The organism is Rhizobium sp. 007 (assembly GCF_015353075.1).
Lineage (GTDB): Bacteria > Pseudomonadota > Alphaproteobacteria > Rhizobiales > Rhizobiaceae > Rhizobium.
Genome location: NZ_CP064191.1, coordinates 244598 through 269868 on the forward strand (window position 1 = coordinate 244598; position 25271 = coordinate 269868).

A 25271-nucleotide genomic window follows, 5' to 3' on the forward strand; every position below is an offset into this window, starting at 1 on the left:
AGTTTGCTTCCTCCGGTTGTGAATTGAAGAAAAATCACAGCCTGTATGAAAAACCTCAACCTCAACACACCCGGGAACATCCGAGGCAAAGACCTTAGCGCAGGAACTGTCTATTCGATCGATGGTATCTTGCTAGGTGATACGATTGGAGCATATAATACGATACAAAACAAATGTTGCAAGTTCGTTTATGGAATGGTAGCTGTGACGACTGACAGCGGGTCATGAGCAAGACTGGCTACAAAGCTACGCTAATTACTTGCAACAAAACATAAAGAAGGGAACCGAAGCATGACGATCTCTCGACGCGAATTCTTCAAAGTGAGTCTGGCCGCCGGAGCGGCTCTCTCGACCCCGTCGGTCCTGCGCTCTAAGGCAGCGGCTGCCGAACCTCTAACGATCCGTATGGTAAGGGACAACCTTAAGGTCTATGATCCAATTTGGACCACATCCGGCGTAACCGCTAATCATGGCGCGGCAATCTACGACACATTGTTCGCCCTTGATTCGAAATTCATGCCGCAACCACAAATGGTGGGCAACTGGGGCGTTTCCGAGGACAAAAGGACTTACACGTTCGAACTGAGGGATGGCTTGGCGTGGCATGACGGCACTCCAGTCACTGCGGCTGACTGTGTTGCATCGCTTCGCCGGTGGGCAAAAGTCCATCCCGGTGGAAAATTGATCATGGCACGGGCAAGAGACATCTCTGCGAAGGATCAACGCACCTTCATTATAGCACTCAACGAACCTCTTTCGTTGCTGATCAATATTCTAGGGGACGTCACTGCGCCACTGCCATTCATGATGCGTGAAAAAGACGCAGAGCTCCCTGCCACTGAGCAGGTAACCTCAAACATTGGGTCGGGCCCCTTCAAGTTCAACAAAGACCTTGCTAGGCCCGGCGCCAGCTTTACATATGATCGCAACGATCAATATGTACCGCGACAGGAAGCTTCTGACGGATTGGCCGGCGGCAAGATCGTGAACGTAGATCACGTGGTTTGGAACATCATCTCGGACCAGCAGACTGCTCTAGCAGCACTTCAAGCGGGCGAGGTCGATCTCCTTGACAGTCCGGCAGTTGATCTTCTGTCAGTCATCGATGCTGATCCTAACCTTGAGGTTCGGGACCTGAATCAAGGGGGGTTGAACAATGTCCTGCGGATGAACTTCTTGCAGCCTCCGTTCAACAATGTGAAGGCCCGTCAGGCCTTACTCCATCTGATTGACCAGGAAGCGTTCCTAAATATCCTGTTCCCGGATCCAAGATTCCGTAGCACCGTTACATCTATATTCGGACATTCCACGCTTTACACAAATGATGCAAATACGGGATGGTTCAAGAAGGGAGGGGATCCGGAGAAGGCCAAGCAGCTCTTCAAGGAGGCCGGATATGTGGGCGAGAAGGTTCTCATTCTCCAACCGACTGACTTGGGATTGGCAGCAAGTAGCGCCTGCCAACTGCTAGCAGACACCCTACGCAAAGTTGGAGTCAATGCAGAGCTTGCTTCGATGGCTTGGGGTGAGCTTGCCACGCGCCGGTCTAACAAAGGCCCAGTCGACAATGGTGGCTGGAGTCTCTTCATTTCGGACCAGTCAGACTACGCCCTTGGAAATCCCATTGGCTCGCCTTTCTTGGTCGCGAGCGGTGACGACGCCTGGTACGGTTGGCCGAAATCCGATGAGTATGAGGCGTTGCGGGCCAAATGGGCGGACGTTGAAACGCTTGACCAACGCAAGGATCTGGCTCGGCAGATGCAAACTGTATGGTGGGATTTCGTCGGCGATATGAGGCTTGGTCAAAATTCCCAGCCTATTGCGTATAGAAAAGCTCTAACCGGCCTGATTGGTATGCCGCAGATTCTTCCCATGTGGAATCTCAGGAAAGCGTAGCGCCCGACAAGAGTATAACTCGCACGAGTCAGACGTTCGGCCATCGCTATGACAGCGATGGCCGAATGTTTTACTTCAGAAGGAGCCTCCACGGACTGTGGTGCTGGCGAGTCAAACTTACCAAACGTCGCACATCCCGCGGTAAAACAAATGTTGCATCCTATTCAAGAATGAATTAAACGGAGCAAGTCCATATGAGGGGCCGAAATGAATGAGAGCAAAGACTTACGTGGCGGATTTATGCGGCCGCATCTACGGGTGTCCGCCCACTGCGTCGTCAGCCGCTTGTTGCCATTTCGGCGGATGTCGTTGAGCTATACAAATATCTCTGGCAGGCGACGCCGTTGCAGGTGCAGGGGTCTTTCCTTTGATCGTTCCTTCATTTGGAGACAGACTTGACTTCGATCAGCTCTTTACGCGGTCCGCGCCCACGCGGCCACAAAGCGTCGTGCAGCGCACGTTGCTGAATATATTTGCAAAGCAGAAATTCAGCAACGATGGCGTCATCTAGAGCGCGTCCATTGAACGCGGAATCGGAATTGGGGTGACAGGCGTTGCTTGCCGTGATTCCTTACCTTCGAATCAGGAGGTATCGATGTCACGTGCTTTAAGCGATGATCTTCGCAGCCGCGTTCTCGCAGCTTCTGCAGACGGATTGTCTGCCCGCTCGGCAGCGGCGCGGTTTGGGATTGGAATTTCGACTGCGATTGCCTGGATTGCCAACGCCCGACAGGGGCGACTGACTGCGGCCAAGCAAGGCCGACGCTCCGGCTCGAGACTTGATGAGCATGAGACATTTATCATCGGCCTGATCGATCATGAAAGAGACATCACGCTCAACGAGATGGTGCTGCGCCTGGGTAATGAGAGGTCCGTATCGATCGGCCGTAGTGCTCTTGACGTGTGGCTTCGCAAGCGGGGCTGGACCTTTAAAAAAAGACCGCACATGCATTGGAGCAGGAGCGAGACGACCTGTTGAGCCGGCGTCAGGACTGGTTTGATGGCCAGCTCGATCTCGATCCCACCAAGCTGGTTTTTATCGATGAGACCGGTCTTTCCACGAAGATGGCGCGGCTGCGCGGGCGATCTCTGTGCGGAGAACGCTGCCGGTCGGCGGTTCCCCATGGCCACTGGAAAACCACGACCTTTACAGGCGCGCTGAGGCTTTCCGGAATGACGGCTCCGATGGTACTCGATGGCCCGATGAACGGCGTGGCCTTCCTGGCCTATATCGAGCAGGTTCTCGTCCCGACACTCAGTTCGGGTGACATTGTCATCATGGACAATTTGCCTGCTCACAAAGCAGAGGGTGTCCGCCAAGCCATCGAAGCTGCTGGCGGCCGGCTGCTTTATCTCCCGCCCTATAGTCCTGATTTCAACCCGATCGAAATGGCCTTTTCCAAACTGAAAGCGCTTCTGCGGGCAAAGGCCGAGCGCTCCGTTGATGCGTTGTGGGACACCGTCGGGAAAATCGTCACGCTCTTCAAACCGCAGGAATGGGCAAACTACTTCGCAGCAGCCGGATATGACCCCGATTAAAGCGGACGCGCTCTAGCTGTCGGAAACCTCCTGGCATGAGCGACGACTTGGAGGGGCTGGGGAAGCGCTCTGATCAAAACCGGACTGTCCGACAGCACTGGAATACCCAATTCTGTTCCCGAATTGAACCTGTGACCACGCTGGCGGTGGAGACGCACGAGAACTGGCTTGAGGCCACCGTTACTTCAACACGGACGAACTGAAGGAGCACAAGAAGGATACGATCCGCGAATCCGCTTAGCGAGCCAGCTGAGCCGCCCCGTTTTGCAGAGCTTGACGCACACAATCGGCCTTAGGCTTTCTTCATACTCCATAGTGCTCTGAGACCTGGAGTACTGACAAGATCCGTAAGTGTCCTGCGACGCACAATCGGCGAAACAACTCCACAGAGAAAAATGGTGCCGGCAATGTCCCACCATATTTTCTGCATTTGCCGAGCAAGTGCCTTGCGCTCCTCTAGACTGCCTACATCCATCCACCTCGCCCTTACAGCCTCAAACTCGTCGCTCTTCACCCAGCCAGAGAAGCCCGCCTCGCCAATTGGAGCAAGCCAAGACATGGCCATCGGATCACGAAAGCTAAAATCCGAAGAAGACGTGATAGTGATGCTCCAGCCGCCGCTATCAACGGAACCTTTGTTTTCCGTACGTGCTATCACGCCGCTCCAATCACTTGGTGCGAGCTCTGTATTTACTCCGATTTTTCGGAGCATTGTTGCCAATAACTGCGCGACGTCACTAAAGGCCCTAATACTCGTGGCTTGGAGGATGACAACCTTCTCCCCTGAGTACCCAGCTTCCTGAAGTAACCGCTTCGCCGCTTCGGGGTCTCCAGCCTTTTTATACCAGCTCGTATTTTCGTCGTTAGAATACACGGAACTATTTCCAAATAAAGACGTAACAGGCTCTGTGTACTTCGGGTTGGGCATGGCAACATACGCGAATGCCTCCTGATCGACGAGGTGGAGTATGGCCTGACGCGCCTTAACGTTATCAAAGGGCTTCTGCAGACAATTCAACCGCAACAAAAAGTCGTCTCCATTGTCCATTGGCTGAAGCGCGAGGTTGGGATCGCTATCGATCATTGAAAAAAAATCGGGAGGGGCGTGTTCCATGAAGTCAATTTCGCCCGCCTGAAGGGCCGCAAATGCGGTCTGCTGGTCGCTGATGTTATCCCAAATGACGCGGTCGACGTTGACCACCTTGCCGCCTGCATACATATCGGGCGGCTCCGCACGCGGCACATAATTTTCGTTGCGATCGTAAGTAACGCTTGCGCCCGGCTTGGCGAGATCATGATTGAACCTGAAAGGCCCCGAGCCAATATTCGCGGTAACCTGCTCGTTTGGGGGACGAATTGCATCCTTCTCTTGCATGACAAAAATACGTTCGGCCGCCAAGATGTCTATCAGCAAGCTCAGCGGCTCCTTGAGCTCAATAATAAAGGTCTTATCGTCCCTGGTTGAAATATCCTTTACTCGTTCCGTTACCAGCGGTCCAACACCCGCTTTCATCTGACCCCAGCGGCGAAGCGAGGCGACACAGTCAGCCGCAGTGACTGGAGTGCCGTCATGCCACGCCAAGCCATCCCGCAGTTCGAATGTATAAATCCTCTTGTCCTCGGAAACGCCCCACTTTCCCACCATCTGTGGTTGCGGTTTCATTCTGGTGTCAAGGCCAAACAGGGTGTCATAAATTGCGAGGGCGTGATCCCAAGTTATAGTTGAATACGAATAGTACGGATCATAGGCAAGGAGGTGACTGTGCATCGCCATGCGAACGGTACCCGGCGCCGTTGAGGCAGCATGCACGCGCGGGATCGGCGGGAAGGATAGTGCAGCTCCTGCCGCCATGCCCATCTTGATGATGTCGCGCCGAGATATATTCATGATTCACCTCCCGTTTTGGACTTAGTTAACTGAGTTTTAGCAGCACCTCGCCTCGAAGCACTCCGGTACGAACCTCGAAAACTCGCCAAGGTTTTCATCCTGCAATCCGTAGGATCTGTATTTCGCGCGACCATTGTAGTGAGCCGAGAGTTGAGGACGTTCAGACTTTAAGTTGCACGGCATGGAGGTCATTGACCCTGTTAATCGCAGAGGCGAGCGCGGAGCGTAGTAGTCGCTGGTTTAATGTGTCAGGTTGTGCTCAGCGCAGCGCGGATTGCAAGCAGCGCCGGCCTTTCGTCAAGGCGACGTTGGGTATAGTTTTCGTCGTTTGGGAGAGAGGAAAGTTTGACGGCTACAAACTCAGCGTCCGGGTCGATAAAGACGATCTGCCCATCCTGTCCGCGCGCCCATAAAGTGCCACGACGCGTATCTTCGATCCACCACTGGTTGTGATAGGCTCCGTTGGGAAGTGACTGGCTGCTGCTGCCTGAGAGTTCGACACCGCCGCTCCGTGTTCCTCTTATCCAGCTATGGGGAATAATTTGACGCCCGTCCCTGGAACCACCCTCAAGCAACAACATTGCAAACCGACCCAAATCACGCAGAGTCGCACACATTCCGCCAGCCGCTGCCGCTAATCCGGCGTGGTCCACAGTAATATAAGCATCCTCGCCAGCGCCCATTGGCGCCCAGATTTCTTGGCTCATGAGATCCGCCAACGATAGCCCAGACGCCCGCTCCAAGAGACAGCCCAGTACGGTGGTTGTGATGTTGCAATAGTGGAACGAGGCACCGTGTGGCCGCGCGGCTATGTTGAGCGTGAGGATCAGGTCCCACACTGTGCGTGGCCAGTCTGGCCGGTTGTGCGGGTGCCAGCCATTCGCGAGATAAAGTTTCTGGAGGTGGGAATCTTCATTCCGGGATTCGTCGAACAATACACCACCAGTCATGTCGAGCAGCTGCTGCACCGTCGCTCCCCGGAAGGCGGTTGCAGCGAGTTCCGGCAGATATTCTGTGACCGGCTCTTTGACATCGAGCAAACCTTTATCCTCGACAATTCCGGCGAGCGTACCTATGAACGATTTGGTCGCCGAGTGGATAAGATGCTGCGTGTGCGGGGCGAGTTCATTCATGTAACGCTCAAATATGATCCGGCCCCGATGCAAAACGAGGAACCCGTCTGTAGAGCTCTCGTTAAGGAACTCGTCGACGGATCGTTTGCCTTCACGGAAATCGATCATAATGTCGCCAAGTGGCTGAAGGCTCTCGGGTAGCGGCTGCACGGGACCGTCGCCCCGCCAAATCGGGGCCGTTGCCGTCATCTCGCGGACATGCTGGTTGGTCCAGCGGTTCCAGGGCGGCAACTCCCACCTATCTCGCGGGATGATCAGTGCGCCGGGGCTACGGCGGTCGCGCAACCGCATGTCAGTCATACTTTCTTCCTCTTCTTTCCATCAGCGTGCTCGACACGCCGTTTTCATTTCCGGGTTGCCGCTATGGAAATGCCTTGAACTGCAATGCGGGCGCGGTCGTGAATCAACTGCACCTAAACGGTGGCCATGCACCGTCGTGACTTAACGAGCTGCGGAATCGTCAGAATGTCCGAAACCCTAAATACTTGCGTCAACGGCATCTGTACCTCAGCTCCATTGGATTTGCAACATATGTTGTAGATGACAACAGATAATCCATACGTTTCATAAATTGGAACCCAGGCTGCGCTGAGTTTCACGCCCGACCGGCAGTCCTCTACCTGATCGTCCTTACCGGGGATCGCGGCCTGGCCGCGACATTCTCTCCTGTCTCAAAGCCGGTGTCGCCGGCGTCAAGTGGGTATCCGGCGTCATTCCACGATCCAACAAGAGAACAAATGCATAATCTAGAATCTAAAACAAACGTTGCATTTTCTGGCAAAGCCTGCAACTCACTACTCCAATATGCGACATCCGGTGAATAGAGTGCCTAGGGACATTCGAGAAGAGCGAACAGTCGCGGTGAGGCTTGATGAGTATGTCAGCATGACGTCACGGTCTGGCGTCTATCAAGCAGTCGATCAATTGGCCTGCCGTTCATGCGCGGGGCATCCTGTCCTAGGAGGACGGCTTGCCGTGACTGCAACTTCATCCAAAGCGCGGCGGCTAGGTAAGGGAGCCCTCGCGATGGCTGCTTCCACTGATCTGGTTCCCGTCGCAAGCTCAGCAACTGCCTGTACCGAATGCTCCTCAGGCGCGCAAGCCGACGGCGGCGGCGTTATTCCTTTCCCACGGCCCCGCTACGAGGTTAATGTTGAAAAGGACGCATCCAGATGAGCGATGGGATCGGTCTCTACGCCGATATCTATCGTCCGCAAGGGGTGGATAGCCGGTTGCCGGCAATCCTAATCCGCACACCATAGAGTAAAGCGCCCTACCAAGAGCGGCATGAGTCGGCTGCACGTAGTGGCGTAGCCTACATGTTCGCCGGGCAGGGCTTTGCAGTTTTGGATTGCAACGTAAACGCTCGCGCCTACGTCATATGTATCGCAGCTATGTACGATAATAATCCAAACGTCTCACATGCGCTTGACGGCGAGGCGCCATTGAAACGCTGGCGGAATTGGCTGCTGCTGGCGGGTTGTGATGGATGATGGAGGGATGCCTCTGGCGTGCTTGGCCATACAGTACAAGGTTCTGGGCCAACAGCGCCGTGGCCCGCCCAACACCCGCGAATACGAAGCATATGCAGGGGTAGGCGCTCCGCGTGCAAAAAATATCTGTACCAGGGGTGTTGCTTTTCACACGAAGGGGAGATTGTATCGAATGCGCCCTTCCTTTCCGCCCGGTCCCGCCACAAGCAAACAATCCGCGGTAAGCGCGCCAACTGCGGGTGGTCAATAGTGATGGATAAACTTTTCGGCCCCGTCCTTGCCGCAGGTTTGATTTGCCGTTGATGGCGGAAGCACGGGGACGGGATGGGACTTGAGACGACGGCTGATCGACCTCTTATCCGCGGGTTGGTTACCGCACTTCCGTAATCCGTCCTGGGCTATTCATGTCTAGAAGTCGGGCGTTGGGCTCTTACGACCAGCCACACAATACTGCCGTGAATTCCCGTGGCCACATCCCGTCTCCGTGCTGCCCGCGATTTTCGCCGCAGACCTGGCGCGGGCCGCCCTTCAATCCGGCGGCGCCGGTGCCAGGGATGCGCTTGCTGGGATCCTGTTCCTCGATGAAGCAGCGCGCTGCATCTCAGTTGACCGATTCGACCTGGTGACCAATGGCCCACAGGAAAGCCGCCATCTCGCGTGCGATCGCCGCAACGACGATGGGTTTTTTCTGCCCGCAGCCGTCAGGCGCCGGTAGCGGCCGCGCAGCCGCGTCTGCGCCTTCCAGGCGATCTCCCAAGCCTACGCCTCGCCCAGGACGCGGCGCGAGCGGCGGTTTCCGGCAAGCGTCGGCCGCCACGCTTGACCGTCTCGCCGGTTGACCGCTCCGAAGGCACGAGGGCCAAGCAAGGCCCTCAACTCTCGCGGATTGTCGAAGCGACGCACGTCGCCGACTTCGCTGAAGGTGACGGCGACGGTGAAGGACACGCCGCGAAGCGCTTGATACGCGGCCAACCACCGGCGTCATTGACCAGCTGGGCAGCAGTACCACAAGCGGCGCATCCAGCCGCTCCAGCCGGTTTTGTGCATCGGTGATCACGTCGACCTGATCCTGGAACACGACCTGCTGGGCCGGATGGTAGAACTTCTGCGACGCCAGCCAGCGGGCAAGCGCACAGCTCCAATTGTTGTGGCCAGTAAACGCGGCCATGGCGCAGCAAGAACGAGAGCAATTGCTGGCGTTTCTTGCGCAGATCTTCGCTCGCTGCGGCCCGCACCCGCACCAGATCGCGCACCGTTTCATGCACCGTGTCGGGAACCCATAAAGCGCACCGAAGTGAACAAATTTCCTGCGGAAAACAAATGAACCAAATTAGTATTAATAAAACAGTTGTTGCAATCTATGGTGAAACCTGCGACTCATCACACTGGCCTCAGTTTAATTTGGGCATCTGAGACATTCGTAAAGAGAGGACAGTCGCGGTGAGGATTGATGAATATGTGCAGCACGATGCTACCGGTTTGGCGTCTCTCGTGAAAGCGGGTGAAATCACACCGTTGGAACTAACACTCTTAGCCCGAGAAGCGCACGATGAGGTGAATCCTCGGGCAAACGCTGTCATCGAATTCTATGAAGATGCCGAGTCTGTCGTCGGTGCGAACGACGGTATTTTTGCCGGCGTGCCATTTCTTCGGAAAGACACGGGAGCAAGTGAGGCTGGTCGCCTTCAAGAAAAGGCAAGCCGTCTGTTTAAGGGCTACCGACCTAACACAGAAAGTCATTTTTTTCGCCGCGCGCGGGAGGCGGGGCTCAGAACCCTCGGAAGAACAACAATGCCTGAATTCGGGACGTCAGGCATGAGCCAATCGATTTTAAATGGAGTCACTGGCAATCCGTGGGATTTAGATCGGTCTGCAGGTGGATCGTCCTCGGGATCCGCGGCTGCTGTTGCTGCCGGCATTACACCAATCGCACACAGTAGCGACGGCGGCGGATCAATTCGTATCCCGGCATCCTGGTGCGGTCTTGTCGGCTTGAATCCATCTCGCGGACGCGTTTCCGGCGGCCCAAACAACCAAGACGCATCATCTGGCCGTAGTCGGGAGTTTGTTCTCTGTCGGACCGTCCGTGACATGGCCGCCGCGCTCGATGTTTTTTCCGGTCACTATCCTGGTGATCCGTTCATCATCACCCAGCCGAAGCATTCCTATCGCGAAGAACTTTCACAGCCGACAGGCGTTCTAAGGGTTGGAATTGCCAGGACCAAGTGGGGTGCCGTGGATCTGGAGCCGGAAGTGCTTGAGGTCGTCGATTCTGCGGCGACTCTGCTCGAGGAAATGGGGCACAGGGTCACCGAAATGGAGCCACCTTACGAATCTGCAGAATATTCAAGAATATTCCTCGCAGGTTCAGCCCGCAGCGCGCATCTACTTGGTGAAACGGCCCAGGCAATGGGGCGGACCATTAGTGCGGATACCGTGGAACCCATTAATTTAAAGATTTATGAATATGGCCGAAGGGCATCACCGTTTCTGACGGGGGACGTACAAGAGCTCATGCGAAGGATGCGGGTGCGCGTAGCTGAGGCGGTCGAACCGTACGACATACTGCTAACGCCCACCATGCCAACTGTGGCTCTACCACATGGCACCATTTACTGCACGACCAACCCAACGCTCTCCGCAGAAGAATTCATGGAAGCGGATGCCGCGCTTTATCAATATCTTGGAGTGCTCAATGTTACGGGACATCCGGCAGTATCTTTGCCGTTGGGACAAAGTTCCAACGGCATGCCTATCGGGCTTCAAATAGTTGCCCGTTTCGGCGACGAGGCGACGCTGGTTCGCGTCGCACGGGATCTGGAGGAGGCGAGGCCCTGGAGAGACCGGCACCCGAGAGTTTGGGCTGGCCAACAGCATTGATCTGCGGATGCCCCTGAATGACATCGGATCCAACGTTCGTCGAATACGACAGCTATTTTTCTTCAAGCGGGCACTGACCTTAGAAGGGTTCCGTCCAAGGTTCGTGCGCTTCTCCACCGCCATGTGGGAAGTGCAGATTAAATCACCACGTCACTACAATGAAGCGCAGGCATTTCCACTCGAGCAAATCAACCTGGAGAAAAATGCGCAACCTCTTACAGCTAAGGCCGTAATTTCAAGGGTTAGATCGCACAAAGTCTGGTCGATGGCTGTTATAAGAAAGCATCTTAGTCAAGAACTGCACAAAGGAAGCAACTCATGGCGACAATAGGAGTTTTGTCCCTGTCGAACGACGGCCGCTACATTGGCCAGCATCCCGATTTTGGTTACGGCATTGGCCATCCGAGCCGCTATGCGTCTCCTCCCATCTCGAAGCAAATTCCCGGAGCTTGGGCAAACAATGTTGTCTCAGGCGATCCTGATTGCGAGAGTGAGTATGTGAAAGGCGCCAAAGAGCTTGAACGAAACGGAGCTGCTGCGATTACTTGTGATTGTGGCTTTACTGTGCGGTATCAGAAGGCTATCGCATCGGCTGTATCAATACCAGTGTCTACTTCTAGCCTACTCCTACTGCCAGCCCTTCTATCCATCGTCCCCCCGGACAAGAAGATATCAGTACTGACTGCGGATTCGCGCTGCATAGATGCGGAAATTTGGGCTGCGCTCTCTATTACTGATCCATCAAGGTTGATTTTCGAAGGGCTCGAGGACACAGCAACATACGATTACATGTGGGCCGAGAAAGGCGAAATCAATGTCGAGGACGTCTTGGCTGATACTGACGATATCATTGCTCGCGTTCAAAAACATGAGAATGTAGCGGCGATTCTTTGCGAATGTACGGTATTCGTGCGTGTCTCGCCTCGAATCCGAAGAGCGACGGGGCTGCCGGTTTATGATGCGGCGCACAACGCAGGTCTTCTTATGGCGGGCGTAAGTTAGGTGCGGGGGTCTTTCCTCGCCTCTAAAGTTATCCCAATGCGGGGTGCGTGCCCAGAGGGAAATCGATGTGCCGATTGCATCTCGAGTACTAGGTGGTTAGCTGTCGCGGTGCTAATCGGATTGGCGACGGCAGGCGCGTCAGGTCTTCTGGCGCTGCCTGCTGAACTGATCACGGCCGTGCCGGCCTTTGCGGACGGGCCTATCGAACGCGCCTTTGTGCCACTGGCGATTACGACCGAGCCGAAGACGGTTACCGATGCTTTGCCGAACCCGGAGCCGGTGAGGCCGCTTCGCAGATCGTGACGGTAGAAACAGGCGCAGACCTTGTGATGAGGGTGCCCGGCGATGTGCCGGTTGATCGGGCTGTAGTCTTGGTGCGCGCGATGCGAGGGACGGCATGATCGTCGCGGGCCAACGATCACCGATCCTGATCGCGACGCGGGCGGTGGACTTCCGCTGTGGCCATCAGGATCCCCACTGAAGGAACTGATCGAGAAGCTTGAGGGCCAGGTCCAGGACTATCGCCGCACGAAGTTTGGGCCGAAATCGGAAAAGCTCGATCCGGCACAGATGGAACTGGCGCTGGAAGAACTTGAGACGGCGATTGCCGAAACACATGCCCAGATTGCCGTCGTCGAGGAAAAGATTGCGGGAAGCGCAGTTGACCTCGAAAAGGCCGTACCTCGCAAAGGACGGAAGGCGCGCGCGCTGCCTGAGAACCTGCCGCGGGTCGAGCGGGTGATCGAGCCCGACAGCATTGCTTGCCCATGTGGTTGCGGCGACGTGGTTCGGATCGGCGAAGATCGAACGGAACGGCTCGACTAGATTCCGGCACGCTACCAGGTGATCGTCACGATCCGCCCGAAATATGCGTGCTCCAAGGGTCGAACGGGCGTCCAAGTTGACGCCTATGGCGGCTATTCTCACCTCGCCACGCCAAAGCGCTCGGGTGGCGATCCGTTGAGGCTGGCCTTCTGCTGGGCACATGGCCGCAGAAAGCTGATCAAGGCCAAGCCAAAGAAGGATTCGCCCATCGTCGACGAGGCGTTGTTGCGCATCGCCGCCCTCTACAAGATCGAGGACAGCATCCGCGGTTGTGATCTCGATCATCGCCGGGCTGTCCGTGCCTACCTGCGCGACCTTTTCATCAGCCTCGCCAATGGCCACCTCGCCAAAGACATCGACGGCCCTCATACGCTGGGCCCATGCGCAACGGACCAGCGCCTCACAATGAGCTCGTCCGGGGTTCCCCGACGAGCTCACAGGACTTCCGATCGACATCACCGTTGCAACCACAAAATCAATGGGGCGGAGACGCCGCATACCGAGGGGGTGAACTCGGCTTGGCGAGCAAATAGGCAACCTGCAAAACAGGAAGCGTTAGGTACGGTGAGTTTTTGGCAGTTGGCCGCGAAGAGATGCTCATTGCGATCGATGTAATAAAAGCTGAGGCAATCGCGCGCTGTCGGAGAATTCCTGCGTTATTCGGGGGAACTACGCAGGGCCCCGCTCCTCGCGGGGGAGCAAACGCCGCAATCATTCTCGTCTTTGCTCGTATCTTTGAGAAACGACAATCGGTTGCAGGAGTTTGCTTATGACCATCAACATCAAAGATATCAGCGAGAAGGACCGCAACAGCGTCCTGCATCCGTTCACGCAGCTGAAGGATTTTGCCAGCGGCAAGCTTGGCGAGCCGACCATCGTCGAGACCGGAAAGGGCATCCGCATTCAGGATGCGCATGGCCATCAGTTGATCGACGGCTTTGCCGGTCTTTACTGCGTCAATGTGGGCTACGGTCGGACGGAGATCGCGGAGGCGATCTCGCGTCAGGCTTATCGTCTGGCCTACTACCATTCGTATGCGGCGCACACGACGGACGAGCTTGCGATCCTGTCGGACCGATTGGTGAAGATGGCGCCGGGCAAGATGAGCAAGGTGTTCTACGGCATGTCCGGTTCGGACGCCAACGAGACTCACGCCAAGCTCGTCTGGTACTACAACAACCTCCGCGGCAAGTCGACCAAGAAGAAGATCGTCTCGCGCGACCGCGGTTATCACGGCTGCAGCGTCGTCTCCGGCTCGATGACCGGCATGAGCTTCTATCACGACCACATGGACCTGCCGCTACCGCAGATCACCCATACCGGCGTGCCGCATCATTTCTGGGGCGCAAACCCTGGCGAAACCGAACGGGGATTCTCCGTCCGTCGGGCTGCCGAGCTCGATCAGTTGATCGAACAACTTGGTCCCGACAATGTCGGCGGTTTCATTGCTGAACCGGTCCTTGGCACCGGTGGCATTACGCCGCCACCGGAAGGTTATTGGGAGGCCATCCAGCCCGTTCTCAAGAAGCACGACGTGCTGTTGATTGCCGACGAAGTCATCACAGGATTTGGCCGCACCGGCTCAATGTTTGGCTCGCAGCATTATGGCATCGAACCGGACCTGATCACCGTCGCCAAGGGCCTGACCTCTGCCTACTTCCCGCTGTCGGCCGCGATCGTCGGCGAGAAGGTTTATCAGGTGCTGGAAGACGGCGCCGACAAGGTCGGCGCGTTCTCGCACGGCTATACCTATTCCGGACATCCGATCGGAGCGGCCGCTGCCAACGCAGTTCTCGACATCGTCGAGCAGGAAAACCTGCCCGGCAATGCCCGCGAAGTCGGCGACTATTTCCAGGCGCAGCTCAAGGAGAAGTTCGCCCAGCTGCCGATCGTCGGTGAAGTGCGTGGTGTCGGTCTGATGGGTGCAATCGAATTCGTCGGCAACCGTGAAGCCAAGACGCGTTTTGATCCGTCTCTGAAGGTCGGGGCACGCGTGTCCAAGGCCGCCCGAGACCTCGGCCTGATTGCCCGCGCCATGCCGCATGGCGACATCCTCGGCTTTGCTCCGCCGCTGGTCACCACAAGGGAAGAGATCGACGAGATCGTCTCGATTGCCGAGAAGGCGGTGCGCTCTGTGATGGACGAACTGGTTCGCGACGGCCAGAAGGTCTGATCGGGAAACTTAAGCCATGGCGGCCGGTGATGCTGGGCCGCCATAGCTTGCCATTAACGACTGCATCAAAAAGCCGAAACGGGGCAGGAGCGTAAGCTTTGCCTTGCAGGTCAAACTCGGCCTCCAGACAGGAGGTTCATCAGGAATAGGAAAGCTGGCCACATGACTGCCGCCAAACTCCATATCACGACCAGCCTGGCGCCGATCTCTGTTCATAGCCCTTATGATGGGTCGCTGCTTGGATCGGTCGATGCAACCGATCCTTCGGAGATCAATCGTCTCCTGGAAACCGCTCGCCGCGGCGCCGAGGTCTCACGCAATCTGGCCAGGCACGAACGCGCGAGCATCCTGGAGGGCGCCGCACGGATCGTCGATAGCCGTCGCGACGCTTTAGCCGAGACCATCGTCCGCGAAGCCGGAAAGACGATTGTCCAGGCGCGCAAGGAAGTGCTTCGCTGCGTCAACACGCTGAAGCTTTCAGCGGAAGAAGCAAAGCGCAACGCCGGTGAGATCGTGCCCTTCGATGCCTATACCGGATCGGAACAACGCCAAGGCTGGTTCACCCGCGAACCCCTCGGCATCATCACGGCCATCACCCCATACAACGATCCGCTGAACCTTGTTGCTCATAAGCTCGGCCCGGCTATCGCTGGCGGCAATTCCGTGCTGCTCAAACCGTCGAACCTCACTCCCTTTTCCGCGATCAAGCTGGTCGAAGCGCTGCGCGAAGCCGGCCTGCCTCAGGAGGTCATTACCGTCGTTTACGGTGACAGAGAGCTGGTGACTGCGATGGTCGCTGCACGCGAGGTGCGCATGGTCTCATTTACCGGCGGATTTGTCACCGCCGAGGCGATCAGCCGCGCGGCTGGCCTGAAGAAGCTCGCCATGGAACTCGGCGGCAATGCGCCCGTTCTCGTCATGAACGACTGCGACTTCAACAAGGCGGTCGAGGCTTCCGTCTCCGGAGCCTTCTGGGCGGCCGGCCAAAACTGCATCGGCGCGCAGCGCATCCTGATCCAGGCGGAGCTCTACGACCGCTTCCGCGATGCCCTTGTTGCCGCGACGTCCAAGCTCAAGGCCGGCGATCCGATGCAGGAGGACACCGACGTCGGCCCGATGATCTCCAAACAGGTGGCGGAACGCACCGAAGCCGCCGTCAACGAAGCTATCGAGGAAGGTGCCAGGTTGCTCTGCGGCCACCGTCGCGAGGGATCCCTGTATCACCCGACGGTACTCGAAGGCACGCCGCTGACCTGCCGGCTGTGGCATGAGGAAGTGTTCGCGCCCGTGGTCATGCTTGCGCCGTTCGACACCCTCGATGAGGCGATCGAGATGGCCAATGATCTGGATTACAGCCTGCATGCCGGCATCTTCACCAAGGATCTCAACGTTGCGCTTGAGGCGGCTAACCGGATCGAAGCGGGTGGGGTGATGATCAACGACTCCTCCGACTATCGCTTCGACGCCATGCCGTTCGGCGGCTTCAAATACGGCAGCATGGGCCGCGAAGGCGTGCGCTTCGCCTACGAGGATATGACCCAGCCAAAGGTCATCTGCATTAATCGCGGGTGAAGCTCGGTCCGATGAGCTGGTTCGGCAGCAAATCCAGATGCGCCGGCCGACATCCCGTGAACCGCATAATTTGAGGGGAGATTATGAATAAGACATACGAGAACCCGCAGGCAGCTCTCGACGGCCTGCTGTTCGACGGGATGTTCATAGCGGCTGGTGGGTTTGGCCTCTGCGGCATTTCGGAGCTGTTGATCGATGCAATCCGCAAGGCCGGAACCAAGGACCTGACGATTGCATCGAACAATTGCGGCGTCGACGATTTCGGTCTCGGCGTACTCCTGAAGACCAAGCAGATCAAGAAGATGATATCTTCCTATGTCGGTGAAAACGCCGAGTTCATGCGGCAGTATCTCAGCGGCGAGTTGGAACTGGAGTTCAATCCCCAGGGGACGCTGGCCGAACGCATGCGCGCGGGCGGCGCCGGCATTGCCGGCTTCTATACCAAGACCGGCGTTGGCACGGTCGTTGCCGAGGGCAAGGAGCAAAAGACTTTCGGCGGCGAGACTTATGTGCTTGAGACCGGCATCGTCGCGGATCTCGCGATCGTCAAAGCCTGGAAGGCGGACACCTCCGGCAATCTCGTCTTCCGCAAGACGGCCCGCAACTTCAACCCGCCAGCCGCCACCTGCGGCAAGATCTGCGTTGCCGAGGTCGAGGAGATCGTACCTGTTGGCGGCCTCGATCCTGATCAAATCCACCTGCCTGGAATCTATGTGCATCGCCTAATCCAAGGCGAACACGAGAAACGCATTGAACAGCGCACCACGCGCGCTGCAGCTTGAGGGGAGGGAACAAATGGCTTGGGACAGAAACCAGATGGCCGCGCGGGCTGCGCGTGAACTCGACGACGGCACGTATGTCAATCTCGGCATCGGCATCCCAACACTGGTGGCCAACCACATCCCCGAGGGTGTCCACGTGACACTGCAGTCGGAGAATGGCCTGCTCGGCATCGGCCAATTCCCGACCGAAGACGAGATCGACGCCGATCTCATCAACGCCGGCAAGCAGACGGTGACGGCACTGCCGCATTCGGCCTTCTTCGACTCTGCACAAAGCTTCGCGATGATCCGCGGCGGCAAGATCGCCATGGCGATCCTCGGCGCGATGGAGGTGGCGGAAAACGGCGACCTCGCCAATTGGATGATCCCCGGCAAGCTCGTAAAGGGTATGGGCGGGGCGATGGATCTGGTGGCCGGTGTTAAGCGGGTGGTCGTGGTCATGGACCACACCAACAAGGCAGGCGAATCCAAGGTGCTGAAGGCCTGCACGCTGCCCTTGACCGGCCAAGGCGTTGTCGACCGGATCATCACGAACTTTGGCGTCCTCGACGTCGTCGAAGGTGGTTTGAGGCTGGTGGAACTTGCCGACGGCGTGACCGACAGCGAATTGCGCAAGGCAACGGAAGCAACGATCGTCAATTGATAGAGATTGGTCGAACACAGACCAAAGCCCACTAGATCCAAAGAACAGCGGAAGGAGCCGTTATGAGCACCCCATGCATCGTCATCGCCAGTGCCGCCCGTACCGCCGTCGGGTCCTTCAATGGCGCGTTCGCTAACACGCCGGCTCACGAGCTTGGGACCGCCGTCATCGAGGCGGTGCTCGAACGCGCCGGCGTCGAGGCGAGCGAGGTCGATGAAGTGATCCTCGGGCAGGTGCTGCAAGCAGGTGAAGGCCAGAACCCGGCGCGCCAGACCGCGATGAAGGCGGGCATTCCGCCAGAAAAGACCGCCTGGGGCATGAACCAGCTCTGCGGCTCGGGCCTGCGCGCAGTCGCGCTCGGCATGCAGCAGATCGCATTCAGCGATGCAGAAATCATCATCGCCGGCGGCATGGAGTCGATGTCGATGGCGCCGCACTGCTCGCACCTGCGTGGCAGTGTGAAGATGGGCGACTTCAAGATGATCGACACGATGATCAAGGACGGCCTGACGGACGCCTTTTACGGCTACCACATGGGCATCACCGCCGAGAATGTCGCCCGTCAGTGGCAGCTGACCCGCGAGGAGCAGGACCAGTTCGCGCTCGCGTCGCAGAACAAGGCCGAGGCCGCGCAGAAGGCGGGCCGTTTCACTGACGAGATCGTTCCGTTCGTCGTCAAGGGCCGCAAGGGCGACGTCATCGTCGACCAGGACGAATATATCCGCCATGGCGCAACGCTCGACCAGATGACCAAGCTGCGTCCGGCCTTTGACAAGGAAGGAACTGTGACCGCCGGCAATGCATCGGGTCTCAATGACGGTGCTGCTGCCACCCTGCTGATGACCGAGGCGCAGGCCGCCAAGCGCGGCATTCAGCCGCTCGCGCGCATCGTCTCCTGGGCAACGGCCGGCGTCGAGCCGCAGGTCATGGGCACAGGCCCGATTCCGGCATCGCGTAAGGCGCTAGCGAAAGCCAGCTGGTCTGTCAGCGATCTCGACCTCGTCGAAGCGAACGAGGCCTTTGCCGCCCAGGCCTGCGCCGTTAACAAGGATCTCGGCTGGGATCCATTCATCGTCAACGTCAACGGCGGCGCCATCGCCATCGGTCACCCGATCGGCGCGTCGGGCGCCCGCGTTCTCAACACGCTGCTGTTCGAAATGAAGCGCTGCGGCCGTTCCAAGGGCATTGCGACGTTGTGCATCGGCGGGGGCATGGGCGTCGCCATGTGCGTGGAAGCGATGTGAGGGGGAGGGCAGTGTCATGACTGCCGTCGAGTTCCGCCTCTGCGAGGTTTCGCTTGACCGTTCTTTCGGTGGCCGAGACGAGCGCATTGAGCGTGAACAAGCGCTCGCGGTTGTCGACCTCCTGGAAAGCAACACGTTCATCCCAGTCGGACATGACGGCGGCCCTTATCGTCTTCGGATCGAAATGGTGGACGGACGCTTGGCGCTGCATATCGCCGACGATAAGGGGGCGCATATCGTGTGTCACTATCTCTCGCTCGCACCTTTCCGCCGACTGCTCAAAGACTACACCCGCATTTGCGAAAGCTACTACGACGCTATCGGTCGTTCTGGTCCTGAAAGGCTTCAAGCAATCGACATGGGCCGGCGTGGCATCCATGACGAGGCTGCTGAGCTACTGAGAGAGCGACTCTCAGCGAAAGTGCACGTCGACAAGGACACCGCTCGTCGGCTGTTCACGTTGATTTACGCTCTGCTTGCGCAGAATGCCACCTATCCAATGCTGTTGAGCTGAGACGACATGCAACTTGGCACGCAAGAGGCGGGGAATGTGAGCGGCCGATTGAACGCAGGGCACAGGTGCAGCCATAGAAAACTCTGCGTCAGAGACATTGGCGGCAACCGCTGCACGGGCGACGATGCATCAGCAAAACACCACATCAGCACGAAGGAGGACCCAAAATTGTGTTCAGAAATACCGCGAGCGCTTCATGGTGAAGCGAATGCCCCACTGACAGCCGAGCGCACGTTCGAAAGGCCGGACCGCGCTAATGAATGCATCCATGGAAGCAGCGCTCTCCGAGCAGCAAGAGGTGAGTGATGCAGGCTAGTTCCCTAGGTTTCCTGGAAAGCGTCGACCAGAACTTCCGCCATGCCATGACCTTCCTCGATCTGCCGGAGGGCCTGACCGAGCGGATCATACAGTGCAACTCGACCTACACGGTCCGCTTCGGCGTCAGGCTGCGCGGGCGCATGTACAGCTTTATCGGTTGGCGCTCGGTCCACAGCGAGCATTGCGAGCCGGTGAAAGGCGGGATTCGCTTTGCGCCAAATGCCGATGCTGAAGAGGTGGAAGCGCTCGCTGCCCTGATGACGCTTAAGTGCTCGCTGGTCAACGTGCCGTTCGGTGGCTCGAAAGGCGCGCTGAAGATTGATCCACGCGAATGGACAACGCAGGAGCTCGAGCGCATCACCCGGCGGTTCACGCAGGAACTCTACAAACGTGGCTTGATCGGCCCGGGTGTCAACGTTCCCGCCCCCGATATCGGCACAGGTGAACAGGAAATGGCCTGGATGATGGACGAGTTCCGTCGTGCCAATCCCACCGATTTGGTCAACGCGCGCGCTTGCGTCACCGGTAAGCCCTTGTCGAAGGGCGGCATTGCCGGACGCACGGAAGCAACAGGCCGAGGCGTGCAGTTCGCTGTCCAGAGCTATCTCCGGGATCCCCGCACTGCCGGCCTGGGCGGCCGGCGTGATCTCAAGGATGCCTCCGTCATCCTTCAGGGGTTTGGCAACGTCGGCTATCACGCCGCCAAGTTCCTCTCAGAGCAAGACGGTGCGCGCGTGACTATCGTCGCAGAACGGGACGGTTATGTCGCCCATCCGGAAGGTCTGAACATCGAAGCGCTCAAGCAGCACCAGATCTGCACGGGCAGCATTCTGGGCTTTGCCGGCGCCAAGTCATTCGCCGGCGATATGACCGGCATCGAGCAGCCCTGCGATGTCCTCATCCCTGCGGCGATGGAGAACGCCATCCACGTGAAAAACGCGGGCCGCATCAAAGCGCATCTCATCGTGGAAGCTGCAAATGGGCCGGTCACCTTCGAGGCGGATCAGATATTGCGCTCCCGAGGTGTAATCATCCTTCCCGATCTCTACGTCAATGCCGGCGGGGTGATTGTCAGCTATTTCGAGTGGGTGAAGAACCTGACACACATTCCCTTCGGGCTAATGGAAAGACGGCGGCGTGAACGGCGCAACCAAACCATTGCGACAGCGCTCGAGCGGATGACCGGCAAGCCATTTCCCGAGGATATCCGCGACGAATTCCTTGAAGGTGGAGCCGAGATCGATCTCGTCCGATCCGGCCTTGAGGACGTCATGCGCAGCACCTGGACACGCATTGCCGATCTTCTTGATACGCAGCCGGAACTGGGCGACTACAGGACGGCTGCTTGCGTTGCCTCCATTCGACAAATCGCTGATGCATATGAGGCAATTGGAATCTGATCACACGACAGGGTCGAAGGCTGTGGGAGGAGCCCGCTAGCCTTCGGCTTCTGCAAAATCGAAGATGGTCGAGAATGTCGGCTTGCATACGCCAGTTCACCGGCTGTGAATTTGGGAGGATGCGCCAACGCAAACCACTTCAAATCGGGCCGCGTGTCACCATGTCTCGTTGAACGGCCTCGACGAGCGCTGCCTCTGCTCGGTCAATAGTTGGCATATTAAATCCTGCATGGGCGGCATTGATTCGCAGGAGTGCCTACCACCGTGATCACGTCGGTCATGTTGGCCGCAGCGAACGACGTGTCATGGGCGCGATCGAAGTCTACGCCAAACCGCCTTTCGGCGGGCCGGACCAGGTGCTCGCCTATCTCGGCCGATATACGCGTCGTGTGGCCATCCAACAGTCGTATCGTATCCGTCGATGACGAGCATGTCGACTTCCGATGGAAGGATTATCGACGCCAGGACATGACTGCGAGAAGATCTTGCGCGTTGAACCGCACGAGTTTATCCGGCGCTTTTTTCTCCCACGTACTACCCGACGGCTTTCACCGAATGCGTCACTTCGGCTTTCTCGCCAATACCCATCGCCGGCAGCGCACCGACCTCTGCCGAGACTTGCTTGGCCAGAGGTCGACGCCAATCAAGCAACGGCATTGCTCAACCCAAATCAAGGCCAGCCCTTCACGTCCCCCGACGGATTTTGCCTCCGCGAGAGGCTTTCCCATTTCGGCGATCAAAATCGCTGCAAGATCATCGCTGTGCTCGAGGATAGACCCGTGCCATCTCCATAAGATGTCGGAGCGCTCGCGGGCGGTGAGACCGGCCCAATGCTCTTGTGCGGCATGCGCTTTGTCGATGGCTTTGGAAACGTCCTCAGGCGCCATATCCGGAACCTCCGCGAGGAGGTCACCGGTGGAAGGGTTCACGACTGAAAAACGCTTTGCAGCCGTATTCGCGCGTGACTCAGAGGTGAGATGGAGAAACCGCTCTGGATTTTTGAGATGTCTTGTTAGCGATGGCGTCAGGGTCATCTCGAGTTCCTCAAACGTTTGTATTATGGTTTATAAACTTCGTAACGTGTATGCGGGAAAGCCGGATCGATGCGCTGATCTTTGCTCGTTCCAATGTAGGCAACTTGCCGCTCGTGCCCGTTAGCTGACAGCGGTGACCGCCTCGAGCTCGTCTTTCGCGTGTTTCGGCAAAGCCTTCACTTCATTACAAGCGCGCGCAATATACGCAATGAAGCCGGCATAGATAGCACTGACTTCTCCACAGTTGCTGAGGTCGGTGAGAATTACGGGTGTCGTCTCTGTCTTCGACAGCTTGCTGCCCGGCAGCATTGGCGACCGCGGCTAGATTTTGAGGCACTTTCGGCCTGCTCCACAGCATTCTTCGAACTCACCGGTGGCAGAATAGATCGGCAATTGCGCGGACCGAAAGCAGATCGCCAACCTTAACTGGGAATGGAGGTCAACTGCACCAGGAGCATCAGTGTTGATACTTGTCCGATCAAAGCTTAGTTCTCCATAGATGATTAACTCGTAGGGGTTCAAGTGGAGCGGCTGATTGATGGGCCGGTGTCATTGATCTCCCGCTTGCGGCCGGAAACGAGATCGGCAAGCCCACAGGCCGGGCCGGAACTTATTGTCCAGTCAAGCGTGCCGTGCCCGGTGCTCAGAACAAGCCGGCAATCCTCGTCGAACCAGTCACCGGCGTGCCATCCAGCGTCATCGGCCTGAGGCCAGACCAGAGGGAGGTACCCCGAGGTGCAGGTCTAGAGCACTCTTCACTGGGCAGGACACCATGACGCCGTTGATTTTGGGCACAAAATCAACGGCGCGTGCTCCATGAACAGCCATTTCATCGCTTTTAGAGGGATGCCGGGCGCGGCCCAAGACGAGCAATAGCCGAAGGAAATTTCGCCCGCGTTTGCACGGCCCGCCTTTGCGTTAAGCACGTTCCTATTTCGATGGTCGCGATACGCCAGATTCAATGAATGTTTCATATTTTCTCGAAGGCAATGACGAGGACATCACGATATGCGAACGGCATCTTAGGATTTTCGATCACAACCGACGATACATCGTGAAACCTCGTGCGGTCGTTGCAGATCAAAAAATCATTCGGCAGGTTCATCTCGACGTCGCCGAGGAACTGCTTCGAGGCATCTTTAACCGTACTCACACCGCCGGTGACATTGACCCGCCCGATCATATAAGAAACGATGATATCCACCCCGTCCTGGTGGAGGCCCTCCGGTGCTGGTTCGCCGTTAACCCCGTCCCGCGCTACAATCCGATAGGGATGGAGCTTGATATTCCAACGATCATGTCGAGTGGCATCCGATAGAATTCTGCAAAAGCCTGTCAGAATCTTATTTAGGACCGGATGGTCGATAAAGGATTGTTCAAGGGGTTCGAAGTACCGCTTGAAGCCGCCATTTAAGTAGTTGACTGCTTTCGATTGCTCGTAGGGGGCACGGGGAAGGAGCCTAAAAATTCTGTCGGCTACGTCACATTCAAACGCACTATAGCGCCGGTAGCGATAGGTCCCGCCGTCACGCATATATTCATCAAGAAGAAGTCGGCTCCAGTGATCAGCAAAGTCCTTCCAGTCGGCATCAATTTCGATCCCGAAGCCAGCCTTGGTGCGATTACCTTTCGAAAACCACCATCCATTGGCCACCAGATGATCAGCGCATTCTTGCCTGTAGTAATGGGATGGGTTCTTTTTCAGCATGCGTGTCTCCAGCTTTGTTAAAGTGGCGTGGGTGATGCTTGTTTCTTTGCGCGCGACTTGCTTTTCCCAAATGTCGCGGTCCCTGATGTATTTCGGCGTGCTGGCGATGATGGACCGAGGTAAAAAGCGCCTATCGTCGATGATGTAGGTGACGCTTCCGCTGACACCATCGAGTGCTGACACTATTGCCTGTTCGCACATCTTATGAACAGTACTGCCCCATGCGCCTGAAACCGCCTCCTGAGCCCAAGCTTGTTCGAGGCTTTGCTTTAAGATGATCGATTCGACGCCAAGGGAAGCGGTTTCGAGGTGCCGTAGCGCGTCCATGACAATGGCTGCGGCAGGGGCCTCGCGGACTTCGAGAACTTTTTCACCGGTTGAGATGTGTTCAAGCCCGACAAAGCGGCCATGTCCGAATTTACCAACTGTCTTATTCAGGAGCGGGATTGCGTCGATCAGTGCGACATCACGGTCATCAATTGACACGAGATTTCCGTCGATGAACCCGAGTTTGACCTCTACCGGCTGTTCTGCCGCAATATTGCGCGTCCAATCAAATGCCTCTTCCGGGATGGAAAAGTTCTCGGGATCATCCAAAGGGCCAGACTCGAATTCCCGGCACCAGAGGTTTTCGTCCCCGCTCCACTTGCGGTCCGTGACAAAGGTTAGCCCGAACTTCGAGAGGGCGGCGGCCTTCTGCTGTCTGGAAATCACCGAGCGTTCGTACGGACTGCCGAAGCTACCGGAAAATCCCGAGCGCTTAATACTATTGTTAAGGCGCGGAAGACTGTTTTGCGAAAGGTTTGCTGTATGAAGAAGCAGCCGTGACCCGATTGATGTTGCATGGTCAACAATCAACGAGGCAATGACGGGTCGGCTCAAGGAACTGCTTAAGGGGTAGTTGCCAAGGTATTTGGCGTGGGCCCGAATGGCGGGTTTCACGCCTTGTTCGACCAAAGCTTTCCGTCCTTCGCGATAGACAAAGCGCGCGCCGAACCTCGCTGCCGTCTGTTCAAGCAAAGGCTTGTCGATGGACGTTCCGACATTCGCTGCGACAGCTTCAATGTTTGCAAAGCCAAGCCTTTGCAGCATATAGAGAAGGTAAGTGCTGTCGAGGCCCCCGCTGAACATGGTCGTGACTGGTGCTTCTCGATCCGGCCAAGCGTCCAGATCTTCGAAACTCGAAATTCCGGTGGATGGTATGGTCAAAGCTGAGACGGGGCTCAT

General features: G+C 57.1%; 19 protein-coding genes and 4 pseudogenes. 16 read left to right on the plus strand and 7 right to left on the minus strand.

The genetic code is table 11. The features are described 5' to 3' along the window. The first annotated feature begins 291 nt into the window (after positions 1–291). From ISN39_RS35105 to ISN39_RS37485, 3 genes and pseudogenes are all read left to right on the plus strand, one after another. Positions 292–1896: an ABC transporter substrate-binding protein gene (locus ISN39_RS35105; RefSeq protein WP_194732492.1), complete on the plus strand. Its 1605-nt coding sequence runs from the start codon at positions 292–294 to the stop codon at positions 1894–1896. Between the two features lie 595 nt (positions 1897–2491). Next, positions 2492–3435 (plus strand): IS630 family transposase gene (locus tag ISN39_RS35110; protein WP_194732493.1). Its coding sequence is split into 2 segments (ribosomal slippage): positions 2492–2828 and positions 2828–3435, totalling 945 coding nucleotides; the frame shifts between segments, so codons are not numbered across the junction. Positions 3436–3536: 101 nt separating this feature from the next. Then, a pseudogene (locus tag ISN39_RS37485) lies at positions 3537–3676 on the plus strand (IS256 family transposase); the annotation flags it as partial. 51 nt (positions 3677–3727) lie between these two features. Here the strand turns inward: ISN39_RS37485 and ISN39_RS35115 are convergent. Further along, positions 3728–5323 (minus strand): ABC transporter substrate-binding protein, encoded by a 1596-nt coding sequence (locus ISN39_RS35115; protein ID WP_194732494.1) that lies wholly within the window; start codon positions 5321–5323, stop codon positions 3728–3730. 248 nt (positions 5324–5571) lie between these two features. Further along, positions 5572–6756, minus strand: coding sequence for a serine hydrolase (locus tag ISN39_RS35120; protein ID WP_194732495.1), 1185 nt, complete (start codon positions 6754–6756; stop codon positions 5572–5574). A gap of 872 nt (positions 6757–7628) precedes the next feature. Between ISN39_RS35120 and ISN39_RS37490 the strand changes: the two genes are divergently transcribed. After that, complete coding sequence (locus ISN39_RS37490) at positions 7629–7718, plus strand: CocE/NonD family hydrolase (RefSeq protein WP_246763624.1); 90 nt, start codon at positions 7629–7631, stop codon at positions 7716–7718. Between the two features lie 832 nt (positions 7719–8550). Here ISN39_RS37490 and ISN39_RS35125 read toward each other — a convergent pair. Together ISN39_RS35125 and ISN39_RS35130 are read right to left on the minus strand one after the other, a co-directional pair. Continuing rightward, positions 8551–8706, minus strand: a complete 156-nt coding sequence (locus tag ISN39_RS35125) for a hypothetical protein (protein ID WP_194732496.1) — start codon at positions 8704–8706, stop codon at positions 8551–8553. A gap of 2 nt (positions 8707–8708) precedes the next feature. Continuing rightward, positions 8709–8921 (minus strand): transposase, encoded by a 213-nt coding sequence (locus ISN39_RS35130; protein WP_194732497.1) that lies wholly within the window; start codon positions 8919–8921, stop codon positions 8709–8711. A gap of 468 nt (positions 8922–9389) precedes the next feature. Here ISN39_RS35130 and ISN39_RS35135 point away from each other — a divergent pair, with 468 nt between their 5' ends. The 12 genes and pseudogenes from ISN39_RS35135 to ISN39_RS35190 form a co-directional block, all read left to right on the plus strand. Next, on the plus strand, positions 9390–10829 hold the full coding sequence (locus tag ISN39_RS35135; protein ID WP_194732498.1) for an amidase: 1440 nt from the start codon (positions 9390–9392) through the stop codon (positions 10827–10829). A 318-nt stretch (positions 10830–11147) separates the two neighbouring features. Further along, complete coding sequence (locus tag ISN39_RS35140) at positions 11148–11831, plus strand: hypothetical protein (protein ID WP_194732499.1); 684 nt, start codon at positions 11148–11150, stop codon at positions 11829–11831. A 108-nt stretch (positions 11832–11939) separates the two neighbouring features. Next, positions 11940–12134, plus strand: coding sequence for a hypothetical protein (locus ISN39_RS37495; RefSeq protein ID WP_246763625.1), 195 nt, complete (start codon positions 11940–11942; stop codon positions 12132–12134). Between the two features lie 174 nt (positions 12135–12308). Continuing rightward, positions 12309–12956, plus strand: a pseudogene (locus ISN39_RS35150) (transposase); the annotation flags it as partial. Positions 12957–13425: 469 nt separating this feature from the next. After that, the gene (locus tag ISN39_RS35155) at positions 13426–14829 is read left to right on the plus strand and encodes an aspartate aminotransferase family protein (protein WP_194732500.1); all 1404 of its coding nucleotides are present in this window, start codon (positions 13426–13428) and stop codon (positions 14827–14829) included. A 162-nt stretch (positions 14830–14991) separates the two neighbouring features. Further along, entirely contained in the window at positions 14992–16401 is a 1410-nt protein-coding gene (locus ISN39_RS35160; RefSeq protein ID WP_194732501.1) for an aldehyde dehydrogenase family protein, read from the plus strand. Between the two features lie 83 nt (positions 16402–16484). Continuing rightward, positions 16485–17183 carry a CoA transferase subunit A gene (locus tag ISN39_RS35165; RefSeq protein WP_194732502.1) on the plus strand — a complete coding sequence of 233 codons (699 nt, stop codon included), beginning with the start codon at positions 16485–16487 and terminating at the stop codon, positions 17181–17183. A gap of 13 nt (positions 17184–17196) precedes the next feature. Beyond that, complete coding sequence (locus ISN39_RS35170) at positions 17197–17826, plus strand: 3-oxoacid CoA-transferase subunit B (RefSeq protein ID WP_194732503.1); 630 nt, start codon at positions 17197–17199, stop codon at positions 17824–17826. A 62-nt stretch (positions 17827–17888) separates the two neighbouring features. After that, positions 17889–19070: an acetyl-CoA C-acetyltransferase gene (locus ISN39_RS35175; RefSeq protein ID WP_194732504.1), complete on the plus strand. Its 1182-nt coding sequence runs from the start codon at positions 17889–17891 to the stop codon at positions 19068–19070. 16 nt (positions 19071–19086) lie between these two features. Beyond that, a complete protein-coding gene (locus ISN39_RS35180) occupies positions 19087–19584 on the plus strand; it encodes a UPF0262 family protein (protein WP_194732505.1) in 498 nt (165 codons plus the stop codon). Between the two features lie 362 nt (positions 19585–19946). Further along, entirely contained in the window at positions 19947–21302 is a 1356-nt protein-coding gene (locus ISN39_RS35185) for a Glu/Leu/Phe/Val dehydrogenase (protein WP_246763641.1), read from the plus strand. A 305-nt stretch (positions 21303–21607) separates the two neighbouring features. Then, positions 21608–21881 (plus strand): annotated as a pseudogene (locus ISN39_RS35190) (transposase); the annotation flags it as partial. Here ISN39_RS35190 and ISN39_RS35195 read toward each other — a convergent pair. The 3 genes and pseudogenes from ISN39_RS35195 to ISN39_RS35205 all read right to left on the minus strand — a co-directional run bounded on the left by ISN39_RS35195 (position 21863) and on the right by ISN39_RS35205 (position 25271). After that, on the minus strand, positions 21863–22336 hold the full coding sequence (locus ISN39_RS35195; RefSeq protein WP_194732507.1) for an aldehyde dehydrogenase family protein: 474 nt from the start codon (positions 22334–22336) through the stop codon (positions 21863–21865). The pseudogene ISN39_RS35190 and the gene ISN39_RS35195 sit on opposite strands and share 19 nt — an antisense overlap. A gap of 518 nt (positions 22337–22854) precedes the next feature. Continuing rightward, positions 22855–23054 (minus strand): annotated as a pseudogene (locus ISN39_RS37500) (D-amino acid dehydrogenase); the annotation flags it as partial. 252 nt (positions 23055–23306) lie between these two features. After that, positions 23307–25271, minus strand: a complete 1965-nt coding sequence (locus ISN39_RS35205) for an argininosuccinate synthase-related protein (protein WP_194732509.1) — start codon at positions 25269–25271, stop codon at positions 23307–23309.